This is a genomic window from Gottschalkia acidurici 9a, assembly GCF_000299355.1.
GTDB lineage: Bacteria > Bacillota > Clostridia > Tissierellales > Gottschalkiaceae > Gottschalkia > Gottschalkia acidurici.
The window spans coordinates 1471270-1493663 of record NC_018664.1 but is presented as its reverse complement, the minus strand read 5'-3'; the positions used below and the strand labels follow the sequence as shown (position 1 = coordinate 1493663).

General features: G+C 28.4%; 26 protein-coding genes. All 26 read right to left on the bottom strand.

Going from position 1 to position 22394, the window contains the following annotated elements:
• Nucleotides 1–49: 49 nt before the first annotated feature.
• Entirely contained in the window at nucleotides 50–583 is a 534-nt protein-coding gene (locus CURI_RS07055; RefSeq protein ID WP_014967549.1) for an NUDIX hydrolase, read from the bottom strand.
• The gene (locus tag CURI_RS07050) at nucleotides 552–1646 is read right to left on the bottom strand and encodes a DUF3866 family protein (RefSeq protein ID WP_014967548.1); all 1095 of its coding nucleotides are present in this window, start codon (nucleotides 1644–1646) and stop codon (nucleotides 552–554) included. Before CURI_RS07050 ends, CURI_RS07055 begins: the two co-directional genes overlap by 32 nt.
• Nucleotides 1647–1664: 18 nt before the next feature.
• Nucleotides 1665–2471 carry an MraY family glycosyltransferase gene (locus tag CURI_RS07045; RefSeq protein WP_014967547.1) on the bottom strand — a complete coding sequence of 269 codons (807 nt, stop codon included), beginning with the start codon at nucleotides 2469–2471 and terminating at the stop codon, nucleotides 1665–1667.
• Nucleotides 2472–2485: 14 nt separating this feature from the next.
• Nucleotides 2486–3172, bottom strand: a complete 687-nt coding sequence (locus CURI_RS07040) for a glycosyltransferase family 2 protein (protein WP_014967546.1) — start codon at nucleotides 3170–3172, stop codon at nucleotides 2486–2488.
• A 14-nt stretch (nucleotides 3173–3186) separates the two neighbouring features.
• Nucleotides 3187–4071 carry a copper transporter gene (locus CURI_RS07035; protein ID WP_014967545.1) on the bottom strand — a complete coding sequence of 295 codons (885 nt, stop codon included), beginning with the start codon at nucleotides 4069–4071 and terminating at the stop codon, nucleotides 3187–3189.
• A gap of 11 nt (nucleotides 4072–4082) precedes the next feature.
• Nucleotides 4083–5204, bottom strand: a complete 1122-nt coding sequence (steA, locus tag CURI_RS07030) for a putative cytokinetic ring protein SteA (protein WP_014967544.1) — start codon at nucleotides 5202–5204, stop codon at nucleotides 4083–4085.
• 1029 nt (nucleotides 5205–6233) lie between these two features.
• A complete protein-coding gene (locus tag CURI_RS07025; protein ID WP_014967543.1) occupies nucleotides 6234–6575 on the bottom strand; it encodes a hypothetical protein in 342 nt (113 codons plus the stop codon).
• Between the two features lie 603 nt (nucleotides 6576–7178).
• Complete coding sequence (locus CURI_RS07020) at nucleotides 7179–7517, bottom strand: hypothetical protein (RefSeq protein ID WP_014967542.1); 339 nt, start codon at nucleotides 7515–7517, stop codon at nucleotides 7179–7181.
• Nucleotides 7518–7558: 41 nt separating this feature from the next.
• On the bottom strand, nucleotides 7559–7711 hold the full coding sequence (locus CURI_RS15790; protein WP_014967541.1) for a helix-turn-helix domain-containing protein: 153 nt from the start codon (nucleotides 7709–7711) through the stop codon (nucleotides 7559–7561).
• A 108-nt stretch (nucleotides 7712–7819) separates the two neighbouring features.
• Nucleotides 7820–8689: a tyrosine-type recombinase/integrase gene (locus CURI_RS07015; RefSeq protein ID WP_014967540.1), complete on the bottom strand. Its 870-nt coding sequence runs from the start codon at nucleotides 8687–8689 to the stop codon at nucleotides 7820–7822.
• Nucleotides 8690–8824: 135 nt separating this feature from the next.
• Complete coding sequence (gene spo0A / locus CURI_RS07010; RefSeq protein ID WP_014967539.1) at nucleotides 8825–9631, bottom strand: sporulation transcription factor Spo0A; 807 nt, start codon at nucleotides 9629–9631, stop codon at nucleotides 8825–8827.
• Nucleotides 9632–9701: 70 nt separating this feature from the next.
• A complete protein-coding gene (gene spoIVB, locus CURI_RS07005; protein WP_014967538.1) occupies nucleotides 9702–11069 on the bottom strand; it encodes a SpoIVB peptidase in 1368 nt (455 codons plus the stop codon).
• A 151-nt stretch (nucleotides 11070–11220) separates the two neighbouring features.
• Entirely contained in the window at nucleotides 11221–12924 is a 1704-nt protein-coding gene (gene recN / locus CURI_RS07000) for a DNA repair protein RecN (RefSeq protein WP_014967537.1), read from the bottom strand.
• Nucleotides 12925–12942: 18 nt separating this feature from the next.
• Complete coding sequence (locus CURI_RS06995) at nucleotides 12943–13395, bottom strand: arginine repressor (RefSeq protein ID WP_014967536.1); 453 nt, start codon at nucleotides 13393–13395, stop codon at nucleotides 12943–12945.
• A gap of 73 nt (nucleotides 13396–13468) precedes the next feature.
• Nucleotides 13469–14266, bottom strand: a complete 798-nt coding sequence (locus tag CURI_RS06990) for a TlyA family RNA methyltransferase (protein WP_014967535.1) — start codon at nucleotides 14264–14266, stop codon at nucleotides 13469–13471.
• Nucleotides 14267–14279: 13 nt separating this feature from the next.
• Nucleotides 14280–16160, bottom strand: coding sequence for a 1-deoxy-D-xylulose-5-phosphate synthase (gene dxs, locus CURI_RS06985; RefSeq protein WP_014967534.1), 1881 nt, complete (start codon nucleotides 16158–16160; stop codon nucleotides 14280–14282).
• A 24-nt stretch (nucleotides 16161–16184) separates the two neighbouring features.
• On the bottom strand, nucleotides 16185–17126 hold the full coding sequence (locus CURI_RS06980) for a polyprenyl synthetase family protein (protein WP_228370463.1): 942 nt from the start codon (nucleotides 17124–17126) through the stop codon (nucleotides 16185–16187).
• Nucleotides 17107–17343 (bottom strand): exodeoxyribonuclease VII small subunit, encoded by a 237-nt coding sequence (locus tag CURI_RS06975; RefSeq protein ID WP_014967532.1) that lies wholly within the window; start codon nucleotides 17341–17343, stop codon nucleotides 17107–17109. Before CURI_RS06975 ends, CURI_RS06980 begins: the two co-directional genes overlap by 20 nt.
• The gene (xseA, locus tag CURI_RS06970) at nucleotides 17336–18556 is read right to left on the bottom strand and encodes an exodeoxyribonuclease VII large subunit (RefSeq protein WP_014967531.1); all 1221 of its coding nucleotides are present in this window, start codon (nucleotides 18554–18556) and stop codon (nucleotides 17336–17338) included. Before xseA ends, CURI_RS06975 begins: the two co-directional genes overlap by 8 nt.
• A gap of 136 nt (nucleotides 18557–18692) precedes the next feature.
• A complete protein-coding gene (gene nusB, locus CURI_RS06965; protein WP_014967530.1) occupies nucleotides 18693–19106 on the bottom strand; it encodes a transcription antitermination factor NusB in 414 nt (137 codons plus the stop codon).
• A 66-nt stretch (nucleotides 19107–19172) separates the two neighbouring features.
• Nucleotides 19173–19397, bottom strand: coding sequence for a DUF2273 domain-containing protein (locus CURI_RS06960; RefSeq protein ID WP_014967529.1), 225 nt, complete (start codon nucleotides 19395–19397; stop codon nucleotides 19173–19175).
• 15 nt (nucleotides 19398–19412) lie between these two features.
• A complete protein-coding gene (gene amaP / locus CURI_RS06955; protein WP_014967528.1) occupies nucleotides 19413–19955 on the bottom strand; it encodes an alkaline shock response membrane anchor protein AmaP in 543 nt (180 codons plus the stop codon).
• Between the two features lie 59 nt (nucleotides 19956–20014).
• Nucleotides 20015–20434, bottom strand: coding sequence for an Asp23/Gls24 family envelope stress response protein (locus tag CURI_RS06950; protein ID WP_014967527.1), 420 nt, complete (start codon nucleotides 20432–20434; stop codon nucleotides 20015–20017).
• 69 nt (nucleotides 20435–20503) lie between these two features.
• Entirely contained in the window at nucleotides 20504–21100 is a 597-nt protein-coding gene (locus CURI_RS06945; RefSeq protein ID WP_014967526.1) for a SpoIIIAH-like family protein, read from the bottom strand.
• Nucleotides 21101–21121: 21 nt separating this feature from the next.
• The gene (gene spoIIIAG, locus CURI_RS06940; RefSeq protein ID WP_014967525.1) at nucleotides 21122–21724 is read right to left on the bottom strand and encodes a stage III sporulation protein AG; all 603 of its coding nucleotides are present in this window, start codon (nucleotides 21722–21724) and stop codon (nucleotides 21122–21124) included.
• The gene (spoIIIAF, locus tag CURI_RS06935) at nucleotides 21708–22388 is read right to left on the bottom strand and encodes a stage III sporulation protein AF (protein ID WP_014967524.1); all 681 of its coding nucleotides are present in this window, start codon (nucleotides 22386–22388) and stop codon (nucleotides 21708–21710) included. The genes spoIIIAG and spoIIIAF overlap by 17 nt, the downstream gene beginning before the upstream one ends.
• Nucleotides 22389–22394: the final 6 nt, after the last annotated feature.

Genomic DNA, 22394 nt, shown 5'->3' with positions numbered 1-22394 from the left:
TTTGAATGCAATATTCTTAATAAATAATATGCTCGTAAGGGGGATGTTATTACTTAAGTTTGCTATATGTCATTAAGAAGCCTGTTATTGTCTTCGAATCCGTTATTTGTTTATTTTCTATCATATTCATTATTTTTTCCATACTAATTGTCTCTGATTCTACATATTCATCCTCGTCTGGATTAGCTTTACCCTTTTTTAAATTCTTGGCTAAGTATATATATATTTTCTCGTTAGAGAACCCTGGTGAGGTATGTGTTTCACATAGAAGCTCCATATCTTCACTTTCATATCCGGTTTCTTCTTTTAGCTCTCTTTTAGCACATTCCATTGGATCTTCATTAAGCTCAAGTTTACCTGCTGGTATTTCTAGTAACTCACACTCTATAGCTTTTCTATACTGTCTCACAAAAACCACTTCATTGTCTTCAGTAACAGCAACAACAGCTACCGCCCCAGGATGCTCTACAATTTCTCGTTTTGAATATTTCTTATTTGGTAATTCAACAGTATCTATTCTCAAAGATAATACTTTACCTTCATATATTCTATCACTTTTCATCGTCTTTTCTTCGTATATCATAACATAGTGCTCCTTTCGCCACAGCCCCCAATGTAGTAAAGAACTCCTTATCTTCATCATATCCTCTGCCCATAGTAGTTATTTTAAGTTTATAGTGCTCTAGAGCATTTTTTACACAAGTTCCATCTTCATAGCTAATATCATGTTTTTCAAATATATCTGTGTTTTTCATTTGATCTTTTATAAAATTCTCTTTTTCCAAGTCTAGTTTAGGTAGTATTAAATTAGTTTTAGTTTTTATTATTTCGTTTAAGATAGTTAAACTATGATGACTCATTCCAGTATGTCTATTTCTTTTATCTCTAAAACTTATTCTTGGAACAACTATACTAGTTCCACCTAAACTATTTATAGCATCTACAATATAACCTTGTTCTATTCCACTAAATCCATATTTAGTACCTGTTCCTACTATTCCTGGCCCCATAGTTATTATAGTTATATCACTATCTAAAACTTCTTTTGCTGTTATTATTCCAGTATATATGTTTATACATTCAAAGTCTCCTCCAAAAGAATGTCCTACAGTTATAGTATTATCTATAATACCTTTTTGCTTAAGATTTTTGACTGTTTTGCTAAATTGTATAGGTAGTGCACCTGAATCTGTCATAATATAATTTATTTTTAATTCTGGTCTCAAATATTTTATTGTAGCCGATATCGGTGCTAGCATACTATGTAGTGTTCCTACGATAAAAATCTTTTTATCTAAGCTTGTGAAGTCTTTTATATGATTATGATAAGGACTATCTTGCTCTTCTGTAGCTAAGCATTTAAATTGCATAGGAGTATATCTTAGCTTCATTATATGACCACTACCCTCTATATCTTTATGTGTGTTCTTTTTGTTATGTATAACAAAGTGCTGTCCGCCGGTACCGAGACTTAAGTCTACTGCAGTAGTGTTAAGTATTACACTGTCTCCTATAGTAATCTCTCCAGTAAGTGATCTATAATTTACTCCTTTAGATATTTCACCATTAATCTCTATCTCAATCCAGTCAATCTCGTCATATGATTCTATTATTCTAACTACAGTTCCCTCTTTAAAGCTTATCAATTAAATCATCCCCCATGTCTATCTACCCAAGTTATCTAAGAAGCTTAATATTTTACTTTTATTGATTATTTTAGAAAACGAATAAAATTCTGATATGATATGAAGTATCAATAATATCACTAGATACACTATTTTAATATTTAATGAATGTGTTAAAGCACAAAATGCTCCTAGTGTTATTCCTAATGCATTTGAACCTACATCTCCCATCATAGCCCTAGCCTTCAAATCATATCTCATATACACAATAATTATACCTAATGCTGAATATATAATAAAGTCATAAGATTTAATATATGAAGTTATCAACAGGGTTATAGATATTACTGCAAACACTTTTCCTGCTCTACCTGGTCTTAAGTCAAATAAATTAATTAAGTTTGTAAATAATGCTATTAAGAAGATATTAACTATCATATCTAAATAATTTTTTGATATAGATATAGAAAATAAAGTAGCCGATAAAAATCCTATTATAGCCTTGAGTCCACCTGTTGTAAGTTTTCCTCTAAATAAAGATTTTATATGTCCTTTAAAGCCTTTTACATTCTTTTCACCAATAAGATCATCTAGCATACCTACTAGTCCCATTAACATTACAGTTATAATATAAAACAATATCATAGTTCTATCTATTTTAATATAAATCGATGTAATAGATATAATGAAACATTGAACTAATATGAATACAAGTCCCATCCCTATTGGTATTTTCTCTTCTCTATAGTTTAATGCTGTACAGTCGTTATCTAGCAACATATTATATACATATGGAGTAGATAATAATGTAACTACGATACTTATGAAAAATATTATTAAATTCATTATTAAATCACCTACTATCTTTTATATGAAAGTTGTATTAAAGTTTTAAATATATCTAAAAATTGTCTTCCTCTATGAATAAATCCACTTATATTTCGTCCAGTTTCATTATGAGTCATCAATACATCAACCTCTTTAACTGTAAAACCTTTTCTAAAAGCTCCAACAGTCATAGCAACTTCTATACCAAATCTATCTGGTATATAAGATATACCCTCTATAACTTCTTTTTTGTAAACCCTTTGTCCAGATAATGTTGTATCTATCTTCTTGCCTGTATAAAAATATACTCCATATTTGGCAAGTTTTTTCACAAGTCCAAATCCACCTTTTTTCTTAGCTTTCCCAAACTTAGCAATTGTAACATCCACCTCATTATTTATAACTGGATTTATCAATTTTTCAACTTCATTACTAGATTCCCCTAGATCTCCATCTAATAGAACTAGATAATCATATTTAATTGTTTCTATAGCTTTTCTTATAGCATATCCTTTTCCAGAATTTTTGTTCAATCTTATTAAAGTAATATTCATATCTTCTACTACTTTAGAAGTATTATCTATTGATCCATCGTCAACAACCACTATCTCATCTATCATATCTATAGACTTAACGTTATCTATAGTTCTTTTTATAGTTTTTTCTTCATTATAGGCAGGTATTACAACTACTACCTTTCCATTTTTGCTATTACTCATCTGTCTTCATCTCCTTATTGCTCTGAAGGTAGTGGTGTTATAGCCGGTGCTAAACTCTCAGCACTAGGCTTTACTCCATAATTTCCAGGGTGTCCATCCATAGCTAAAACTAAAGTTATTTTTCCAATTATAGAATTGACATTATCTACGGATGATATTCTACTATTTTTATATTTGTCAATATACGAATACTTTACATTCTCTTTCTCAATACCTATAACTGGAATATTGCTTTTTTTAGCAACATCTATTATATTTTCATCTATAATTTTATAACGTTCATCACCCTTATCATTACTACCACCTGCTATTATTATATATTGTAAAGGCTCATTATATATTCCAGATATGTTTATAATACCTTGTTCTTTTAATGCTTGTACTAATGGAGTAGTTTCACCCTTTATAAGTGATGATGTTACTTCTCTTATTACGGTTTTTTGTATATTCTCTTCTTCTTTACCTGTTACATTTTTATAAATCTCCTTTAACTTTTCAACATCTGTCATCATTAAGTCATTTATAGTTGTATTTGATTTTATGTCAGCTCCAGCTAATTCTAAGGTTTGATTTATTCCGGAATAAACATAGTCATCATTAGTCTCTATAACTGCTACTTTTATACCTGATAATCTATCTTTCACCATTTCTGGATATACTATTCTATTAAATTCTTCTAATCTTTTGTTTTCTTTATTTGTATTTTCACTTTCTTTTTTGATTTTTTGATTTTCTTCTTTCAAGTAATCAAATCTGCTTTCTAGTTGTGAAACTATATCATCTTTTTGAGAAGTTAAAATGTCTTGAGCATCTAACATAAAACCTATAAATATCCCTATTCCTATTGCAAGAAATATAGATACTATAGTCACAACATAATACTTTACATTTGCTACCATTATTATTCCTCCTAAAAACCTAATAATATTCTTAATTTAATCTGTATTAACTGAATTAGTTCTTGCATTGGGGGAAACAGTAAAGCTATAACTATAATAGGTAATAGTGCAGCTAATCCTAGACCTATCATATACTTAGGCTTTAAACTACTTTTATATAGTTCATTAACACCTTTGGCATCTATAAGCTTTGCCCCTACTTTAAGCCTTACCAAAAATGTACTTGCCATTCCATTCCTACCCTTTTCCAAGAAATCTATCATACTATTATGAGTTCCTACAGCTACAATTAAATCTACTTCATTTGAATATGCTAAAAGTAAAGCAATATCTTCACTAGTTCCTGGTGAAGGAAATACCACACTATCTAATCCTAATTCTTCCACTCTTTTTAGTCCAGGTGCTTTACCATTTGGATAAGCATGAACAATTATCTCTCCAGAACTTTGCAAGCATTTATCACTAACACTATCCATATCACCAATTACCATATCTGGAATGTATCCAAATTCTAATAGTGCATCTCCGCCACCATCAACTCCTATTAATATAGGATTTACTTCACTTATATAATTTCTTACAGCTAATAGATCTTTTTTATAGTCTTTTCCTCTAACGACAACTAATGCATGTCTATTTTTAAACGTTGTTTTAATTTCCGGTATATTAATGTCACCTGTAACCAACTCTTTTTCTTTTTTAGCATATTCAAGAGTATTATCTATAAAATTGTCTAACTCATTTTCTATATTATCATATCCTATTTTTAATAAATGATTTATTTTCTCTTCATTTATCTCTTCACATGTACCTATAATTTTTTCTTTATATACAATATTATTGTCTTGTATTTCTAGTATTTCTCCTTCATCAACCACATTAAATATTTCCTTATCTTCACATTCAAATATCAAAATACCTGCTTCATGAAGTATTTCAGGTCCTTTATTAGGATATCTTCCACTTATACTCTTATCTAAATTCAATATACACTTTATTTTAGTTTCAACAAGTGAAAGAGCCGCTATTTCGTCTATATCTTTATGATCTATAATTGCAATTTCACCTAAATTTAATCTTTTAGCAAGGTTCTTTGTTTTTTTATCTTTTCTTAAAGTTCCTTTTACATTCATTTGTAAACCTCCACGTCTACTTGTTTTAAAGTATTTGTATCTCTACACTAATTTACTATATTAATAGAACTTAGTAAAGTATTTACTAATAGTATTTTATCTAATTAATAATATTTGATACGATGTTTATATAATAAAAATCAATTTTGATAAAATTTTATACATTTTCTTTTTTATTCCATCCATTACACTAATTAAAAACATCCTACTAATTATCTATTTAAATAAATAATTAACAGGATGTTCTATAAAGGCCTCTAGTATACTTATTTGTAGCTTAAGTATATTAGCAATATTACGATAAGTTCTCTGTTTTTTTGAATTCATATTTCTCGTGAACTTTATATAGCCAATTTTCAATGTTTATTTACTCCCTATTCAACCATCTTGATAATGTTTATTAGTTATTATAAGTATATTTGTTATTATTTGAATGTAATATCTTCATGTTCTATTATACTATACATATATTATTATCTCAATACTATATAACATCACTATTTTGTAATATTTATATGTTTATTGCCATCTAATCATTTTATTTAGTTTTTAATGTCCTATCTATATAGATTATGACTTTTTAGCTATATTTATATAATATAAAGTAAAGTTTATCAACATAAAATGTTAAATATCTTATATTTAAACACAACAAAACGCCCCTTAATCTACTTATTTTTATAAGTAATTAATTAGATATATTTGCCATGACTTTAGATGAACTTTTCAATCAAATATTTCTTTATTGCATTCTGGACAATTAATCAATGCAACAACTATCACCTCTTTTTATATTAATTTATTACTCCAAAACTGTTATCAATACAATAATTCTTGTCCATACCAGGGTGATAAGCTTATTACCATAAATAAAATAGAAGAGTATTTTTCCATAAATCTTCTCATTATATATCAATATTTATGTTATATATTGAAGTAGTTTATTTACAGTGCTAAAAAACTCATTAAAATATCCCACTCAGAAAGTGGGACTATCAATAATAATTATCTTAATAATTTCATTCAACTCTACTCTTTACTTAAAATTTTATTCTTAATTTCCACAACATCTTTTGCCGTAGTTTTTAATGTCTGCATTACTATAAATAAAATTATTCCTTGAATTAAAATTGTAAAACTTAAACCTACTCCGAATGGATTATATTCTGGACTTGAATAATATAATCCTCTATCAATCGTTGCCATGGTTTTCCATATGTATGTTGCTCCCACTATACTAACAATTAGTTCTATAACTGCTATTGCTCCTAGCACATCAGCATACCTATTTTTATAAGTGCTACCTTTATACACATTTTTCATATACTCATTGTACTTACTTTCTACTTTAGTTTCTTCTGAATTCATCATAATCACCTCCATTCCATCTGTTCCTATTATACACAATATGGGCTTATTCTGTCATAATAATGGTAAGTATATAATAAAGCTTCAAAGTAATAAAAACACTCATCTTACTTAGCTAATTCTTCATATATCTTCTTATTTTCTTTGTTAAATAACTATATAGCTTATCTCTTTTTCTTTACTAACTCTTTTAGTATTGTTTATTTTTAATACCTCCATATCATTATCCATATTTTATTCTTTCGTATTTTCATTTTCAAGCTTGTCCAGTTCTTTGTAACATTTATGGTTATCCATCATTTATCACACCTTATATAACTTTGTTAATAAAGCTTCTTATATAGTTTAGTTGACTCCACTACTTAACTATATAGAAAGTTGCTACGTTCGTTATATATCCTATAGTTCCATGCTATTTGTTTGGACTATTTGAACTCTATAGCAAACTCTATATAGTTGTTCAAATTTCATACATCTAATACAAACCTATCCTTCAAAATCGTATAGAAATAAAAAGGAGTTACCAAACTGGAGACCCCTTTAGATCTCTTAGAGCCGGTGTTACAATGGCTATTTAAAGTATTAATATATTACAAAAAATTTTTATTACTTTATAATTCTTTCTCCTATAGATGCTAGAATTTTAAGCACTTCATCTACTCCAATTTTAGATAACTTTTTCGCTGTTTTATTGATATAAGAAATAAATATTCTATCTCTTTTAATATTAGTTAGCTTTTCTGTCGCTTGGTTATCATAAATTTGTTTATATAACTCTTCTTCATATTCTTTGATTAGTGTTGTATTTATGCTTAAATGATGATCCCTTATATATTCCTTCCACTTCTTACCGTCCAGCCAAGGGAGATAGTATACATTATGACTAAGTATTTCATCATTACTTCTTTTTCTATATATGATCATAAACGGTAGTCCATTATCCATTTTAATATCTCTAATTATCCTCAAATGACGTTGTACTGTTCTTAGATATAATTTATATTGTCATCTATAGTTTTAACGCTAGGAAAGGCAATTCCACGCTTATTAGTATGTTTTAGTATCTCATCTATTACTGTTTTCGTAATTGGTTTTAAATATAGATCTAATTCAATATCGTAATTGTATCTATTTAACACTACCTATCACCTCCAAAATCTATTGAAGGATGATATTTCATAAATTCTTTCCTTAATTCTTCTTAAGTTAAGTTTAAGTATACTCTTGTGATCTCTACATTAGAGTGATCAAATAAACGACTTAATGCACATAATTCCACCGCTTTTAAGAAATCTTATGGCAAAAGTAGCTCTTAGACGATGAGGAAGCACATTCTCTATGCCTCCACGTAATGCATCACGTTTTAAAGCCTTTTCATATGAATGCAATTTTAGCTTTGTACAACGATTGGTAGGGAATAGCGATTCCGTAGTCATATATCTATCTTTATAAGAAACCCATCTTCTAAGATCTTGCATCATCATATTGCTTAAATAGCCTATTTTCTCTTTTTTATTTTTTGTATCCTTAAAAAGAACTGTTTTATTTTTAAAATCAATATCTTCTGTTAATAAAGATAAAGTTTCACCTATTCTAGCACCTGTAGTAAGTAATAGCTTAGTTATAATGTAGTCTCTATAGCCATAAAAGCTTGTTAAATTATAATTAGACAAAATTACATTTATCTCTGTTCTAGACAAAGATTCCTTTATTCTTTCTCTCTTCTTCAAAAATTTAACTCTATCAAGTGGATTTTCTCTTATAACTCTTTCTTCTACTAGATAATTATAAAAGACCTTTATATTTCGTATATAGTTATTAATAGTATTTGGACTTATTTGTTTTCCATTGTCTGTCCTATTTTGAGGAAAATTAATATTTTCATTTCTTGTTTGAACTGTATACTTTCCTATCTCCTGAAGATATTTAATATAATGTCTTATATGAGCTGTTTTAACATCCTCAGCGTTATCAATACTATGCTCTTCTTTCATATACATAGCAAATAGTTTTAAAGTCTGCTCATATGACTTAGTTGTTTTTGTAGATAGTTTTTTTGACACACAGTAAATCATAAAATCCTCAATTTGAAATTCAAAATCTGTTAATTTAGACAAAATAAAAACTCCCCTTTCAATTTTAAATAATTGAATAAGAGAGTTGTCTTTTACTGGTACATTTTATAATTAGTTGCATTATAGAACCAAATGTGTACCAATTCATATTTTTTATAATGTTGTATTTTCACCTATTTATGATATCTTCTGTTCTAATCTTAATTTATCAGCTACCATTGCTACAAACTCACTGTTTGTAGGTTTCCCTTTATCTGTATGAACTGTATAACCAAATAAACTATTTATAGTATCTACCTTACCTCTGCTCCAAGCTACTTCTATAGCATGTCTAATAGCTCTTTCTACTCTACTTGGAGTTGTGTTAAACTTCTTAGCTATATTAGGATAAAGTTCTTTCGTAACTGCGCTTAATAATTCCATATTATCTACAACCATAGTAATAGCTTCTCTCAAGTATAGATATCCTTTTATATGAGCTGGAACTCCTATTTCATGAATTATATTAGTTATTTTAGCCTCTAAAGAATTATTTTTTTGACTTACCACAAGTCCTTGAGTAGCAGGTTGAACCTGTTTTCTTTTCTCGATCATAGCTGGTGCTGTTCCTGCAACTTGTCTTATTCTTTTCATAAATATTTCAAAATCAAAAGGTTTAACTACATAATAATCTGCACCTAAATTTATAGCTCTTTGAGTTATTTTATCTTGTCCAACTGCCGATAGTATTATAATCTTAGGAAACTTTTCTAACTCCGTAGAGTGCAGTCTTTCTAGTACTCCTAGTCCATCTAAGTGTGGCATTATGATATCTAGTATTAATACATCTGGATTTTTTATAGAAATAAGTTCTAAAGCTTCTAATCCATCTTTTGCCACTCCTATTACTTCTACATCTTCTTGAGTAGATAAATATTCATTTAGAATATTACAAAAATCTTTATTATCATCTGCTATTAATAATCTTATTTTTTGGTTGTTCACTAAATTACCCCCCTATTTTTTCCCCATATATTATTATTCTTTATCTATCTTATATTTCCTTCTTCTATTTTTAACATTTTATAAAATAATTATAGCCCTTTTTACAAGGGCTATAATTATTTTCAACTTTATGACTCACTTCCTGTTTATTGTCTAGCATTCCAGACTCTTTCATCATCCATTCTATATAAAGTCCATATCCTTTAGTAGGATCATTTACAAATACATGTGTTACTGCACCTATTATTTTACCATTTTGTATTATAGGACTTCCACTCATTCCTCTAACTATTCCTCCCGTTTTTTCTAAAAGTCTTTTATCTGTAACTTTAATTACCATACTTTTAGGTTCTGGAGAGTATTGTTTATCTGTTTTTACTACTTCTACTTCATATTCCTCTACTTTGTCGTCTTCAACTGTAGTTAATATATAAGCTTTTCCAGTTTTCACTTCATTTTGTAATGCAACTGGAAAAGATTTTTTCTTGGTTATTTTGTTTTCTTTATACATCTTACCATATATTCCGAATATAGTGTTAGACTCTATTTTACCTAATACATTGTCTGACTCGAAAAACATTCCTCTTATTTCGCCAGGAGTACCTTTTTTACCTTGTTCAACCGAGGATATCTGTGCTTTCATTATTTCACCATTTTCTGCATTCATCAAGGTTCCAGTATCAGCATCTGTTATTGAGTGACCTAGAGCTCCAAATTTTTCAGATTCTTCATCATAAAAAGTTAATGTTCCAATACCTGCAGTCTTGTCTCTTACCCATATACCCAATCTATAGCTATTATCTTGCTTGCTTTTTACGGGAGTTAATTCTGTTTCAATTCTTTTATTATCTCTTTCAGCGACTATTTGTACTTTTTTATCACCTATATTATTTAAAATCTCTATAACATGATTAGCATCTTTAACTTTTTTATTGTCTATTTCAATTATAGAGTCTCCAATTTTTATTCCAGCATCTAACGCTGGATTATATTTCTTTCCGTTAACTCCTTCTATCTCCGATGTACCAACAACTAATACTCCCTTTGTATTCAATTTAACTCCCAGTGCTTCTCCTCCTGGTATTAGATATTTATCTTCTATTACATTAAAATTAACTTGTTTAACTGGCACAAGTCCTAAAAAATTTATTCCTAGTTTCGCCATACCATTATTTACTGGTTTAAAGTTATAGTTGTTTTTCATGCTTAATTTTAATTTATCTTTATAAGATTCATTAAGTTCTAAAACTTTATCTCTATTTTCTAATATTTCTACTGTAAATGGAAAAACTATATCTAACTCTTTATTAGAACCCTTACTTACATTTATTTGTGAGGGATAATCCAATATATTAACTAGTTCTAATGTATATGCGATAGATAACATTAACATTAGACTAAAGAAAATTATTTTTTTAAAACAAAACTTTTTTTTCAATAAAAACCACCCTCCAATTTTCCCCTAATCTTTCATAGTGGAAGTTTAGGCTATGATTTTAATTTTGCCTTTTTGAGGTTGATTTATTCTACACAAATAATTATTCATTTTACAAAAAAAACAAACATCTCTAATAATTTAGAGATGTTTGCTAATAACAATTATTTTTTATATGTTTTGATAATTTGATCATTTCTTTTGCATGCTTTTTAGTTATCTCTGTTACACTTACGCCACCTATTAGTCTACAGATTTCGTCTATTTGTTCTTCTTCATTTAGCTTTTTAATTTTAGTTAAAGTTTTGTTCTCTATTAACTCTTTATTTATCAAAAAATGAGTATCTGCCATTACAGCTATTTGTGGTAGATGAGTTATACATATAACTTGATGTGATTTAGAAATTTGAGCAATTTTCTCCCCAACAGTTTGTGCTGTCCTTCCACTTATACCAGTATCTATCTCATCAAAAATCAAAGAATTTATATTATCTAATTCTGCTAATATATTTTTAAAGCTTAATATGATTCTAGACATCTCTCCTCCTGAAGCTACCTTAGAAAGTGGTTTCAACTGTTGTCCAATGTTTGTAGATATAAAAAACTCCACATTGTCTTTTCCACTTTCAGAGAAATACTCTAGTTCTCTTATATTTACCTTAAATATAGTATTCTCCATGTTTAACTGATTTAATTCATTTGAAATATTTTTTTCTAACTTCATACATATTTTCTTTCTTTCATTAGTTAAATTATGACAATATTTATCAAGGTTATTTTCTACATTTTCTATATTTTCATTTATTCTTTTTATTTCTTCTTCTAAGTTTAATAATATCTGTAGTTCTTCAAATATATCTTCTCTATATTTTAAAATATCTTCTATAGTATTTCCATATTTCCTTTTTAACTTATTTAATCCGCTAATTCTATTTTCTAGCTCTATAAACGTTTCAAAATTAAATTCTATATTATTTTGATAATCTCTTATTTCTTTGGATATATCTTCTATTGTGTAGCATATAGTCTCAATAGACTCTCCATACCTTTTTAGCTCTTGGTCATATTGTGAAACTTTATTTAACATTATAGATATACTTCTTAATTGATCTATTACTGAGCTTTTATTATAATTACTAGAATTAAGTTGCTCATTTATATTATTTATTGTTGTTGAAATTTCCTGAGTGTTTGACATAATATCATATTTTTTCATTAAGTAATCTTCTTCATCTTTTTCTAACTCAAATTCATCTATCTCTTCTATTTGAAATTTCAATAAATCTATTTCTCGCTCTCTTTCTCGCTCATTTTTTATTAAATTTCTCAAATTATTTTTTAGTGCTATTAATTTAGCATATTCAACTTTAACTTTATCCTTTAAAACTTTAAATTGGTCATCTCCTAATAAATCTACAAATGTAATGTGATTTTCTGTGTTTAATAAGGATTGATTTTCATGCTGACCTTGTATGTCTATAAGCTTACTTGTTATTTCTATTAACATACTAAGTGTTACTGTTCTTCCATTTACTCTTGACACACTTTTCCCACCTAAATGTATCTCTCTAGTAATTAAAACACTATCATCTGTTTCAATTTCTATTCCATACTTGTTTAATATATCTGTAACTAACGATTTCTTTTCTATATAAAATAAAGCTTCTACTATAGTTTTTTCTTCTCCATCTTTTATATAGTTTCTATCTGCCCTTCCACCTAATACTAAATTTATAGCATCAACTATTATAGATTTTCCTGTTCCTGTTTCTCCTGTTATGATATTAAGTCCTTCAGTAAAAGATATTTTTGCTTTTTCTATTATAGCAAAATTTTGTATATTAAGTTCTAGAAGCATATAGTCACCTCTTAATTATTAGCTTAGAAGTTTTTGTAGTGTCTGAGCTATTTCTTTCACTTTGTCTATGTCACTTATTGCAACGAATATAGTATCATCACCTGCTATACTACCAGCTATCTCTTCCATTCCTAAAGAATCTACAGCTGATGCACATATTTGAGCAGCTCCTGGTAATGTTTTCACGACTAACATATGTCCTGCTATATTAACAGATATTATAGAGTTCTTAAAGATTTTTATAAGTCTATCTGTGGTTCCTTCGGTACTTTGACCAATTGGCGCATACTTATATTTTCCTGTGCTTGAAAGTACCTTTACTAATCTTAATTCTCTAATATCTCTTGAAACTGTTGCTTGAGTCACATCTATTTTTAGTCTTTTTAAATGATCTGCTAAATCTTCTTGAGTTTCTATTTCATTATTTTCTATAAGTTCTAAAATTTTTGATTGTCTTGCATATTTTTTCAATATTATTATCTCCTTTGTTTTCAGTTTTACATCTAGATAATAACAACCCTTACATGAAATTTATTAATCTTATTTATAATTCATCATGAGACTCGTTAACTACCGTATTAATTAATTCAACTATATCTCTATTTGGTTCTCTTTTAGTTATATAGGCCAAATATTCACGATTTCCTTCAGCACCTTTTATAGGTGAATAAGTTAAGTCATTAATATATAGTCCTATACTTTCACAGAAACTATTTATCTGTTCTATCACTTCTTGATGTACCTTTTTATCTTTTACTACACCTTTTTTTCCAACCTTTTCTCTTCCAGCTTCGAATTGTGGCTTTATAAGAGCTATGACTTCCACATCTTCTTTAGTAAGTTCTTTAACTACAGGAAGAATCAGTTTTAAAGAAATAAAAGATACATCTATACTTACAAAATCACTTAGTTCTCCTATATCTTCTTTCTTAACATATCTTATATTAGTTCTATCCATAGGAATAACTTTTTCGTTACTTCTAATTTCCCAAGCCAACTGTCCATATCCAACATCTATTGCATAAACTTTTTTTGCTCCATTTTTAAGCATACAGTCAGTAAATCCTCCTGTTGAAGCGCCTATGTCAAGAGCCACTTTATCTTCTACTGAAATTGGAAACTCTTTCAATGCTTTTTCTAGTTTGAGTCCTCCCCTACTTACGTATGGTAATGGATTACCTTTAACTAAAATATCACTTTCCACTGATACTTTAGTTCCACTTTTATCTATTTTTTCATTATCAACAAAAACTATTCCTGCCATTATAAATCTTTTGGCTTTCTCTCTACTTTCAGCTAGTCCTTTTTCAACTAAAAGTACATCTATTCTTTCTTTTTTCATCTAATTTCTCCCATTATAAATCCACTAAATTCTCAAGAATTATATTCTTTATACTTTCTTTATCCATGCCAAGCTCCTCATACAATTTCTCAACACTACCATGTTCTACAAATTCATCAGGTATAGATATATTTATAACTTTTCCTTTAAAGTTGTTTTTTATTAGTAAATTATTTATTAGGCTTCCGAAACCACCAATTTTAGCATTATCCTCTAAAGTTATTATTACTTGATGACTCTTAGCAACATCCAAAATTAATTTTTCATCTAGCGGCTTTACAAACCTTCCATTTATTAAAGTTATGTTTTTTCCAATTTCCTTTAATTCCATTATGGCCTTATAGCTAACCTCAACCATCTTGCCTAGCGATATTAATGCTATTTTTTCACCATGATTTATAACTTCACTCTTTCCTACTTCTATAGGTAGGCATTTTTCTTCTATAAAGTTTATACATGCTCCTCTAGGAAATCTTATCGCAGAAGGTAATTCAAGTTTTGATGAAAATTTTATCATTTCTATGAATTCACTTTTATCCTTTGGCGCCATTATGATTAAGTTAGGCATATGAGACAAGTAAGATAAGTCAAATACTCCATGATGCGTCTCGCCATCATCTCCTACCAGACCAGCTCTATCGATTATAAATGTAACTGGTAGTTTTTGAATACAAACATCATGTATAATTTGATCATATCCTCTCTGTAAAAAGGTAGAATATACTGCAAAAAACGGCTTCATTCCATTAGCTGCAAGTCCTGCAGCAAATGTCACTCCATGTTGTTCAGCTATACCTACATCAAAGAAACGATCTTTAAAATTTTCTCTAAAACTATCTAGTCCTGTTCCAGATGGCATTGCTGCTGTTATTGCTACTATATTTTCATCTTTTTCTGCTAACTCTACTAAAGTATTTCCCAAAACATCTGAATAAGTTTCTTTAGAATTCTTTTTAAGCGATTCTCCTGTTTCTATATCAAATGATGATGCTCCATGAAATATATCTGGATGTTTTTCAGCAGGTTTATAGCCTTTACCCTTTTTAGTAACTACATGAACTAAAACAGGTCCCCCCACTTTTTTAGCCATTTTTAAAACATTCATAATCTCACTTATATTATGACCATCTATTGGACCAAAATACTTAAACCCTATATCTTCAAAAAACATTCCTGGGACTAAGAAGTATTTAACACTATCTTTAGCTCTTCCAGCGGTTTTCAGTACTCTTTTTCCTATAGCAGGTATGCTATTAAGAATATATTCTACGTCCTCTTTTACCTTAAAATATGTTGGAGTAGTTCTTAATCCTTCTAAATATCTTGACAACCCGCCCACATTCTCAGATATTGACATTTCATTATCATTTAATACCACAATTAAATCTGATTTTATATCACCCGCATGATTCAATGCTTCAAAAGCCATGCCTGCAGTCATAGCCCCATCTCCTATAACTGATACTACGCTATAATCTTCTTTTTTTATATCTCTAGATAACGCATAGCCTAATCCTGCGGATATAGATGTTGAACTATGTCCAGTATCAAAAGCATCATGAATGCTCTCTTTTCTCTTTGGAAAGCCACTTATTCCTTTATATTTTCTTAAGGTGTGAAAATCATCTTTTCTACCAGTTAATATTTTATGAGTATAAGATTGATGTCCTACATCCCATATTATTTTATCTCTTTCTGTATTAAAAATCTTATGCAAAGCTAAAGTAAGCTCTACTACTCCTAAGTTTGATGAAAGATGACCTCCATTATTCGAGACAGTCTCTATTATAAGTTGTCTTATCTCTTTAGCAAATAAATTTAATTCTTCTATATCCATTTTTTTTAAATCTTCTAAGCTTTTATAATCAGCAAGTATACTTTTCAATTCATTCATCCCACTTTTATAATTATTTTTAACTTAACTCTCTCTATATACTAAATACTCAGCAAATTGTTTAAAAAATATAGTGTCCTTACTATCAAAGATATCTAATGCTTCTATAGCTTCTTTACATAATTCATGAGTTTTTTCTATAGACTTTTCCATTCCATATAAAGTTAAGTAAGTAAGTTTCTTATTCGCTTCATCACTACCTACACTTTTTCCAAGCTTTTCATTATCGCCTATTTTATCTAGTATATCGTCTCTTATCTGAAAACAAAGGCCTATTGCTTCACCATATTTTTTTAATGCGATTATCTGATTGTCACTTGCATTCGCTAGAAATGCTCCTGACAAAATAGAAGCTTCTATCAAAGCTGATGTCTTTTTATTATGTATAAATCTTAATTGTTCCTCACTCATTATATTTTCATCTGATATGATATCTACAACTTGTCCTCCTATCATACCATATACTCCTGCGGCCTTTCCTATTTCTTTAATAGCTTTTATATATCCAGATACATCTTTTGACGTTTCCGGAATACTCTCTATCATAGTTTCATAAGCAAAGTTTAAAAGTGCATCACCTGCTAATATAGCCATAGCTTCACCGTATACTTTATGATTTGTAGGCTTTCCTCTCCTAAAATCATCATTATCCATTGGCGGTAGATCATCATGTATTAATGAATACGTGTGTATCATTTCTATAGCTGATGCAAAAGGCAATGCCTTTTCAAAGCTACTTTTACTCACTAATTCAAAGGCTTTTAAAGTTAATATTGGTCTTATTCTTTTTCCACCTGCAAGTATACTATATTTCATAGATTCACAAACTGTTCCTTGGAAACAATCATTATCAGGTAATATTTTTTCTAAATTTTTTCCTATTATATCTGAGTATTTTTTTATTTCGTCCTTAAATTCCATGTCTACTTCTCCTATCTTTTTGTTATTAGATATTATCGAATTCATGACTAACTATTTCCCCATCTTCACTTTCAAGTATCAGTTTTATTTTTCCTTCAGCATCATTTAATATCTTGTTGCAATACTTGTAAATTTCTATGCCTTTTTGAAATTCATCTAATGATTCATCTAATGTCAGACTTCCTTTTTCCAACTTTGATACTATATCTTCTAAGCTTTTTAGCGACTCTTCGAATGAAGTATTTAAATCATCTTTACTCATAATTATTCACCTTACTTTCAACACTTACAATTTTAACATTTACATTTCCATCTTGGAATATAAGCTCTAGTTTTTCACCTTGTTCAATATCATTTATAGACTTTACAGTCTTACTTTGCTCATTGATAGCTATATTATAACCTCTATTCAATACTGATAGTGGGCTTAATGCATTTAACTTATTTGATTTTTCTCTAAGATCATTCTTTTCTAAATTAATTTTCATACTCATTTTTTCTACTAGATCTTTGTATAAGACTTTTAATTTAATTTCTGATTCTTTGGTTTTATAAACAGGACTATTTATAATTATTTCTTTTTTAAGTAACTCAATATCTTTTCTTTTTGATTCAACTATCTTACTGTAGTTCATTATAAGATTATTTAATAAAGAGTCCATCTTATATTTAATACTATCTACAGAGGGTGTAGCAATTTCAGCAGCCACTGACGGTGTAGACGCTCGTATGTCAGCAACAAAATCAGCTATAGTAAAATCTGTTTCATGTCCTACAGCTGAGATCACTGGAATCTTTGAATCATATATTTCCCTTGCAATACTCTCTTCATTAAAAGCCCAAAGCTCCTCTATAGATCCGCCACCTCTCCCAATTATGAGGACATCTATATCGTTTCTACTATTAAAGTATTTTATTCCTTTGCATATGTCTATATGTGCTTTATCTCCTTGAACCATTACTTGATAAATTAAAATATCTATTGTTCTCATTCTTCTTTTTATAGTTGTTATTATATCTCTAACTGCAGCTCCTGTTGAAGATGTTACTATCCCAACCTTTCTTGGCATGTAAGGTATTGTTTTTTTATTGTCTTCTTTAAACAATCCTTGCTTCTCTAAACTCAATTTTAACTTTTGAAAAGCTTCATAAAGTTCACCTAATCCTTTTTTTCTCATCTTTTTTATATATAGTTGATAACTACCTTCTCTATCATAAACAGATACATATCCAGTTATATATACATTCATTCCATCTTCAGGAATGAAATCTAAGATATTGTTATCTTCACTAAACATTATACATTTTACCTTACTTTTTTCGTCTTTTATAGTAAAGTACATATGTCCATTATGATGATGCTTGAAATTAGAAATTTCACCCTCAACACTTATATTGTAAAGGATAGGATCACTTATTATTATTCTTTTAATATATTGATTCAGCTCGCTAACTTTCAATGGTTTTAATTCCATTATTAATAGTCCTCCATATCTATATGATCTAGAGTTTTTTCTAGAATAAAAGCCTGTCCTTATACTATGTTGAAACAGGCCTAATTTACAAACATTACAAATTAAATTTCAACTAAAATAAAGGGATAAACTTAATTTACTTGTTATCCCTAATCCAGTTATTTGAAAACGCTCCTAGTAACCCATTAATAAATTTACTAGAATCATTTGTGCTATATTCTTTAGATATGTTTATAGCTTCATTTATTGAAACTTGATAAGGTATTTCACTTTTAAACATTATTTCAAATATAGATATTCTAAGTATTGATAGGTCAACCTTAGCTATTCTTTTTATTTTCCACCCTTGTGAGTTCTGTTCTATGACTTCATCAATTTTTTCAATGTTACTTATAACACCTTTCACAACTTCATCTACATATAGTCTTTCATCTGATCTAAGCTTATTATTTTCATAAAATATGTTCATTGCATCTTGTGAAAAGTCATCATTAACCTCCATTTGATATAAAAGTTTCATTGCTGATTCTCTAGCTATTTTTCTTCCCATATTAATCCTCCATTATTTTTTTCTTAGGACTATTTTTAGCATTAAATGCGAGTTATATGTGTGCTATTATATTTTATCAGGAGGAAGTATACGACGTAATACTTCTCTTAAGTCTTCTTTGTTATCTATTTTGCTTCCAATAAAGTAACCCATCAATATAAACATTAAAATAAACAAAGTTTTAAATAATCCCACTATTAAGATAAAAATTGCCAGAACTAATCCTATCAAACTTCCGATTATCTTTCCAGTATTATTTTTAAAAAATTCTATTAATTTTTCATTTAACATTTTAACACCTCTACACTATTTTAATGCTTTCATAGGTGATGATATGGCTACAACTTCTACATTTACTTCTTTTACTTCTATTCCAGTATTGTTTTCTATAGTTTCTTTTACTTTATCTTGTATTTCTTTAGCAACTTCAGGAATATTAATATCCGGACTAACTTGTCCTTTTATAAGAATTATTACATATCCTTCTATAAAATTAACTATTATTTTAGAATCTCTTATTCCTATAATTTTTGAAATTATATTGTGAGTTAGTCCTTTTATAGCTTCATCTGAGATTCTTAAGTCCCCAAAGTTCATATAAGTTACAATATGACTAGATCTGTTTGAATTTGTTTTTACCCCTGAAAATAGTGATATCATACTTAGCATAAACAAAATAACACCTAATATCGAGTATAAATAATTTCCATTTATTATATTAACATATTCACTTATACTTTTAAAAGATAAAGTACTCATAGTGTTAAATGGTAAAAATATAAATATAACTGATACTACTCCTAGGAATAGTACAGCAACTTTCGAAAAAATTTTATTGAATATACTCATATTAACCCCCTTATTTTTGAACAATTTTAAATAACCCTCTGAAAAATCAGAGGGTTAAGTTATTTTAGCCTACTACTACTTTGCTGTAACTGTAAATCTTCTTCTTTACTTTCTTTTTCTATATTTACACCTTGTATATTTATGTTTACTTCTACAACATTAAGTCCTGTCATAGTTTCAACTGCATTCTTAACACCCTCTTGGATTTCCCATGCTACTTCTGGTATCTTTATACCATATTCTACTATTATGTATAGGTCTATAGCAGTTTCTCTTTCTCCAACTTCTACTTTTACTCCTTTAGATAAATTTTTTCTCCCCAGCATCTCAGCTATACCACCTGCAAGACCTCCGCTCATACCTGCTACTCCTTTAACTTCTGTAGCTGCCAGTCCCGCAATAATTCCAACCACTTCGTCTGCTATCTTAATTTGACCATAATCCATTATTTCACTATTGATATCTCCATTAGACAACATCTCCACCTCCAAGTATCCTTAATCCTATGAGTGTATTATATCAAACTGTATGTCTTTTTACAAACATTCCTATTGCTTTTTCATAATTTTTATATTTGAAGAATCTAATTCTGTTTCTGTAGTCACTATTTCTAATATTTTCATTACATCAGTTTCTTCTAGCTCTTCTTTATCTACAACTATTCTAGCACTGTCTTTATTTAAAAATACTAACGCATCTGCGAATCCTTTTCCTTTTATAAGACCTTCTATATACAGTTCCATTTCTGAATTTTCACCTATACTTATTAATTCTTTTTGAGCATTTGTTCTTACTTCTGCTACAGTTTTTTCATCTTCTATCATTTTATTTAATCTTTCTACTGATTCACCCCTTAACTTATCTCTAGATAATCTATGTTCAACAAAATAGTTAGCAAGCTTTGCATCCTTACTTCCTTTGCTATCTATTACCTCTACGTTTTTTGTAGATGTTTCTTGAGTATTACCATCTTTTGAATTTCCTAAACTACTTAATTCCATTTCTTCATGTTTTGCATATTCATTAGATGATTGTAATAATGATTTTTGAGTTAATTGATGATTGAAATACCCCACAACCCCTAATAAAAATACTAGTGAAGATACTAAAACGCTTCTTTTCTTTAAAAACTTTTTCATAAACATATTATTTCCCCCTCTGATTAATTATTTACTTGAATACACCTCTACTTTATTTCCCGATATACCCAGTACTGTTTTTACCGCTGAATATAATTTTTCCTTCACTTCTATATTTTCAGCTCCTTCAGCAACAACAATTACCCCTTTAACATTAGGCTTTACTTCTTTTATTACCATAAGTGAATCCCCTTTAGATGTTACAACTTCTTGCTTTGAATCGTCTCTCGAAACAGTTCTCACACCTCCTTGTGCATCATTCTCATTTGTTTGTTCATTTACTGTAGTAGTATTAAATGCTGGTACTATTTCTGCTGTATCTTCCAGATTTATCATAATTTTAACTTCTCCAACACCTTTTATTTCACTTAATATCTCTTTAAGCTTAAACTCCATATTATCTGAGTAGTCTTCTATTAAATTTTTTTTTATTTTATTTTCTTGATCTTCTTCTACATAGTCTAAATCATGTGTGCTTTTAGATACTGTTTCTTTATTGGGTAAAAGAGTATCACTTAATATTATTAAGCCTATACCTATGCATATAGCTATAGTTAAGTTAGTTATAAATTTTTTAGAGTTATCTTTATTCATGAACTCTTTTATTTTGTCTTTAATCTTCTCTAACACTTTCTTCCCCTCCTACTCCTTTGTTTTTTAAGATAATAAATATTTTATCTTTGTCTAGTTGTAATTGCTCGGATATATGTATAGTTATCTTATCTATATCCTGTGTATGTTTATTATTTAATTCTTCATTATTTAATCTTTCGTTATCTTTCACTATATCTTTTGTTTTAACATCTATTTCAATATCTTTAATCTGTATATTTTTACTATTTTCTTTTTCTTTAATTTCTTTGTTTTCATTAATTATTAACTCTATCTTTTTTATGCTTCCATACTCTTTGCTATCATTGTTTTCCTCAATTTCAATATGAATTTTTTCTAAAACATATTGTGTTTTGTTTATTAAGCTATTTCTTACTTCTTTTTCTATCTGATTTTTATACATGTCGACAATTTGTTTATCTTGTATATTTTTAAATTCTTTATCTTCCTTTGGTTTATATGTGTTTTGCTCAGATATGTTCATGAATACTTCTTTCTCTATATCTATGTTGCTTTTAAGTAAACTTATGAATGGATTTATTATAACTAATATTAAAAGTATTCCTATTATCATATTTACAAATCGTCTCATATTGCCATTCGGAAGTATCATTTCTAAAAAAGTTATTATTACTATAAATGTAACTAAGTTAGTCATCCATCCTTTTAGAAATTCGACCATATTTTT

Coding starts and splice junctions, on each gene's coding strand:
- steA (WP_014967544.1), bottom strand. CDS start 5,204: ATGAATGTAAAAGGAACTTTAAGAAAAGATAAAAAAACAAAGAACCTT.
- CURI_RS07045 (WP_014967547.1), bottom strand. CDS start 2,471: ATGAATTTAATAATATTTTTCATAAGTATCGTAGTTACATTATTATCT.
- CURI_RS07035 (WP_014967545.1), bottom strand. CDS start 4,071: ATGGTAGCAAATGTAAAGTATTATGTTGTGACTATAGTATCTATATTT.
- CURI_RS07020 (WP_014967542.1), bottom strand. CDS start 7,517: ATGGATAATGGACTACCGTTTATGATCATATATAGAAAAAGAAGTAAT.
- CURI_RS06980 (WP_228370463.1), bottom strand. CDS start 17,126: ATGAATTCGATAATATCTAATAACAAAAAGATAGGAGAAGTAGACATG.
- CURI_RS06950 (WP_014967527.1), bottom strand. CDS start 20,434: ATGTTGTCTAATGGAGATATCAATAGTGAAATAATGGATTATGGTCAA.
- spoIIIAF (WP_014967524.1), bottom strand. CDS start 22,388: ATGGTCGAATTTCTAAAAGGATGGATGACTAACTTAGTTACATTTATA.
- amaP (WP_014967528.1), bottom strand. CDS start 19,955: ATGAGTATATTCAATAAAATTTTTTCGAAAGTTGCTGTACTATTCCTA.
- dxs (WP_014967534.1), bottom strand. CDS start 16,160: ATGAATGAATTGAAAAGTATACTTGCTGATTATAAAAGCTTAGAAGAT.
- CURI_RS06975 (WP_014967532.1), bottom strand. CDS start 17,343: ATGAGTAAAGATGATTTAAATACTTCATTCGAAGAGTCGCTAAAAAGC.
- CURI_RS06960 (WP_014967529.1), bottom strand. CDS start 19,397: ATGTTAAATGAAAAATTAATAGAATTTTTTAAAAATAATACTGGAAAG.
- CURI_RS07025 (WP_014967543.1), bottom strand. CDS start 6,575: ATGATGAATTCAGAAGAAACTAAAGTAGAAAGTAAGTACAATGAGTAT.
- CURI_RS07055 (WP_014967549.1), bottom strand. CDS start 583: ATGATATACGAAGAAAAGACGATGAAAAGTGATAGAATATATGAAGGT.
- CURI_RS06990 (WP_014967535.1), bottom strand. CDS start 14,266: ATGAAAAAAGAAAGAATAGATGTACTTTTAGTTGAAAAAGGACTAGCT.
- recN (WP_014967537.1), bottom strand. CDS start 12,924: ATGCTTCTAGAACTTAATATACAAAATTTTGCTATAATAGAAAAAGCA.
- CURI_RS06945 (WP_014967526.1), bottom strand. CDS start 21,100: ATGTTTATGAAAAAGTTTTTAAAGAAAAGAAGCGTTTTAGTATCTTCA.
- nusB (WP_014967530.1), bottom strand. CDS start 19,106: ATGGGAAGAAAAATAGCTAGAGAATCAGCAATGAAACTTTTATATCAA.
- CURI_RS07040 (WP_014967546.1), bottom strand. CDS start 3,172: ATGAGTAATAGCAAAAATGGAAAGGTAGTAGTTGTAATACCTGCCTAT.
- xseA (WP_014967531.1), bottom strand. CDS start 18,556: ATGGAATTAAAACCATTGAAAGTTAGCGAGCTGAATCAATATATTAAA.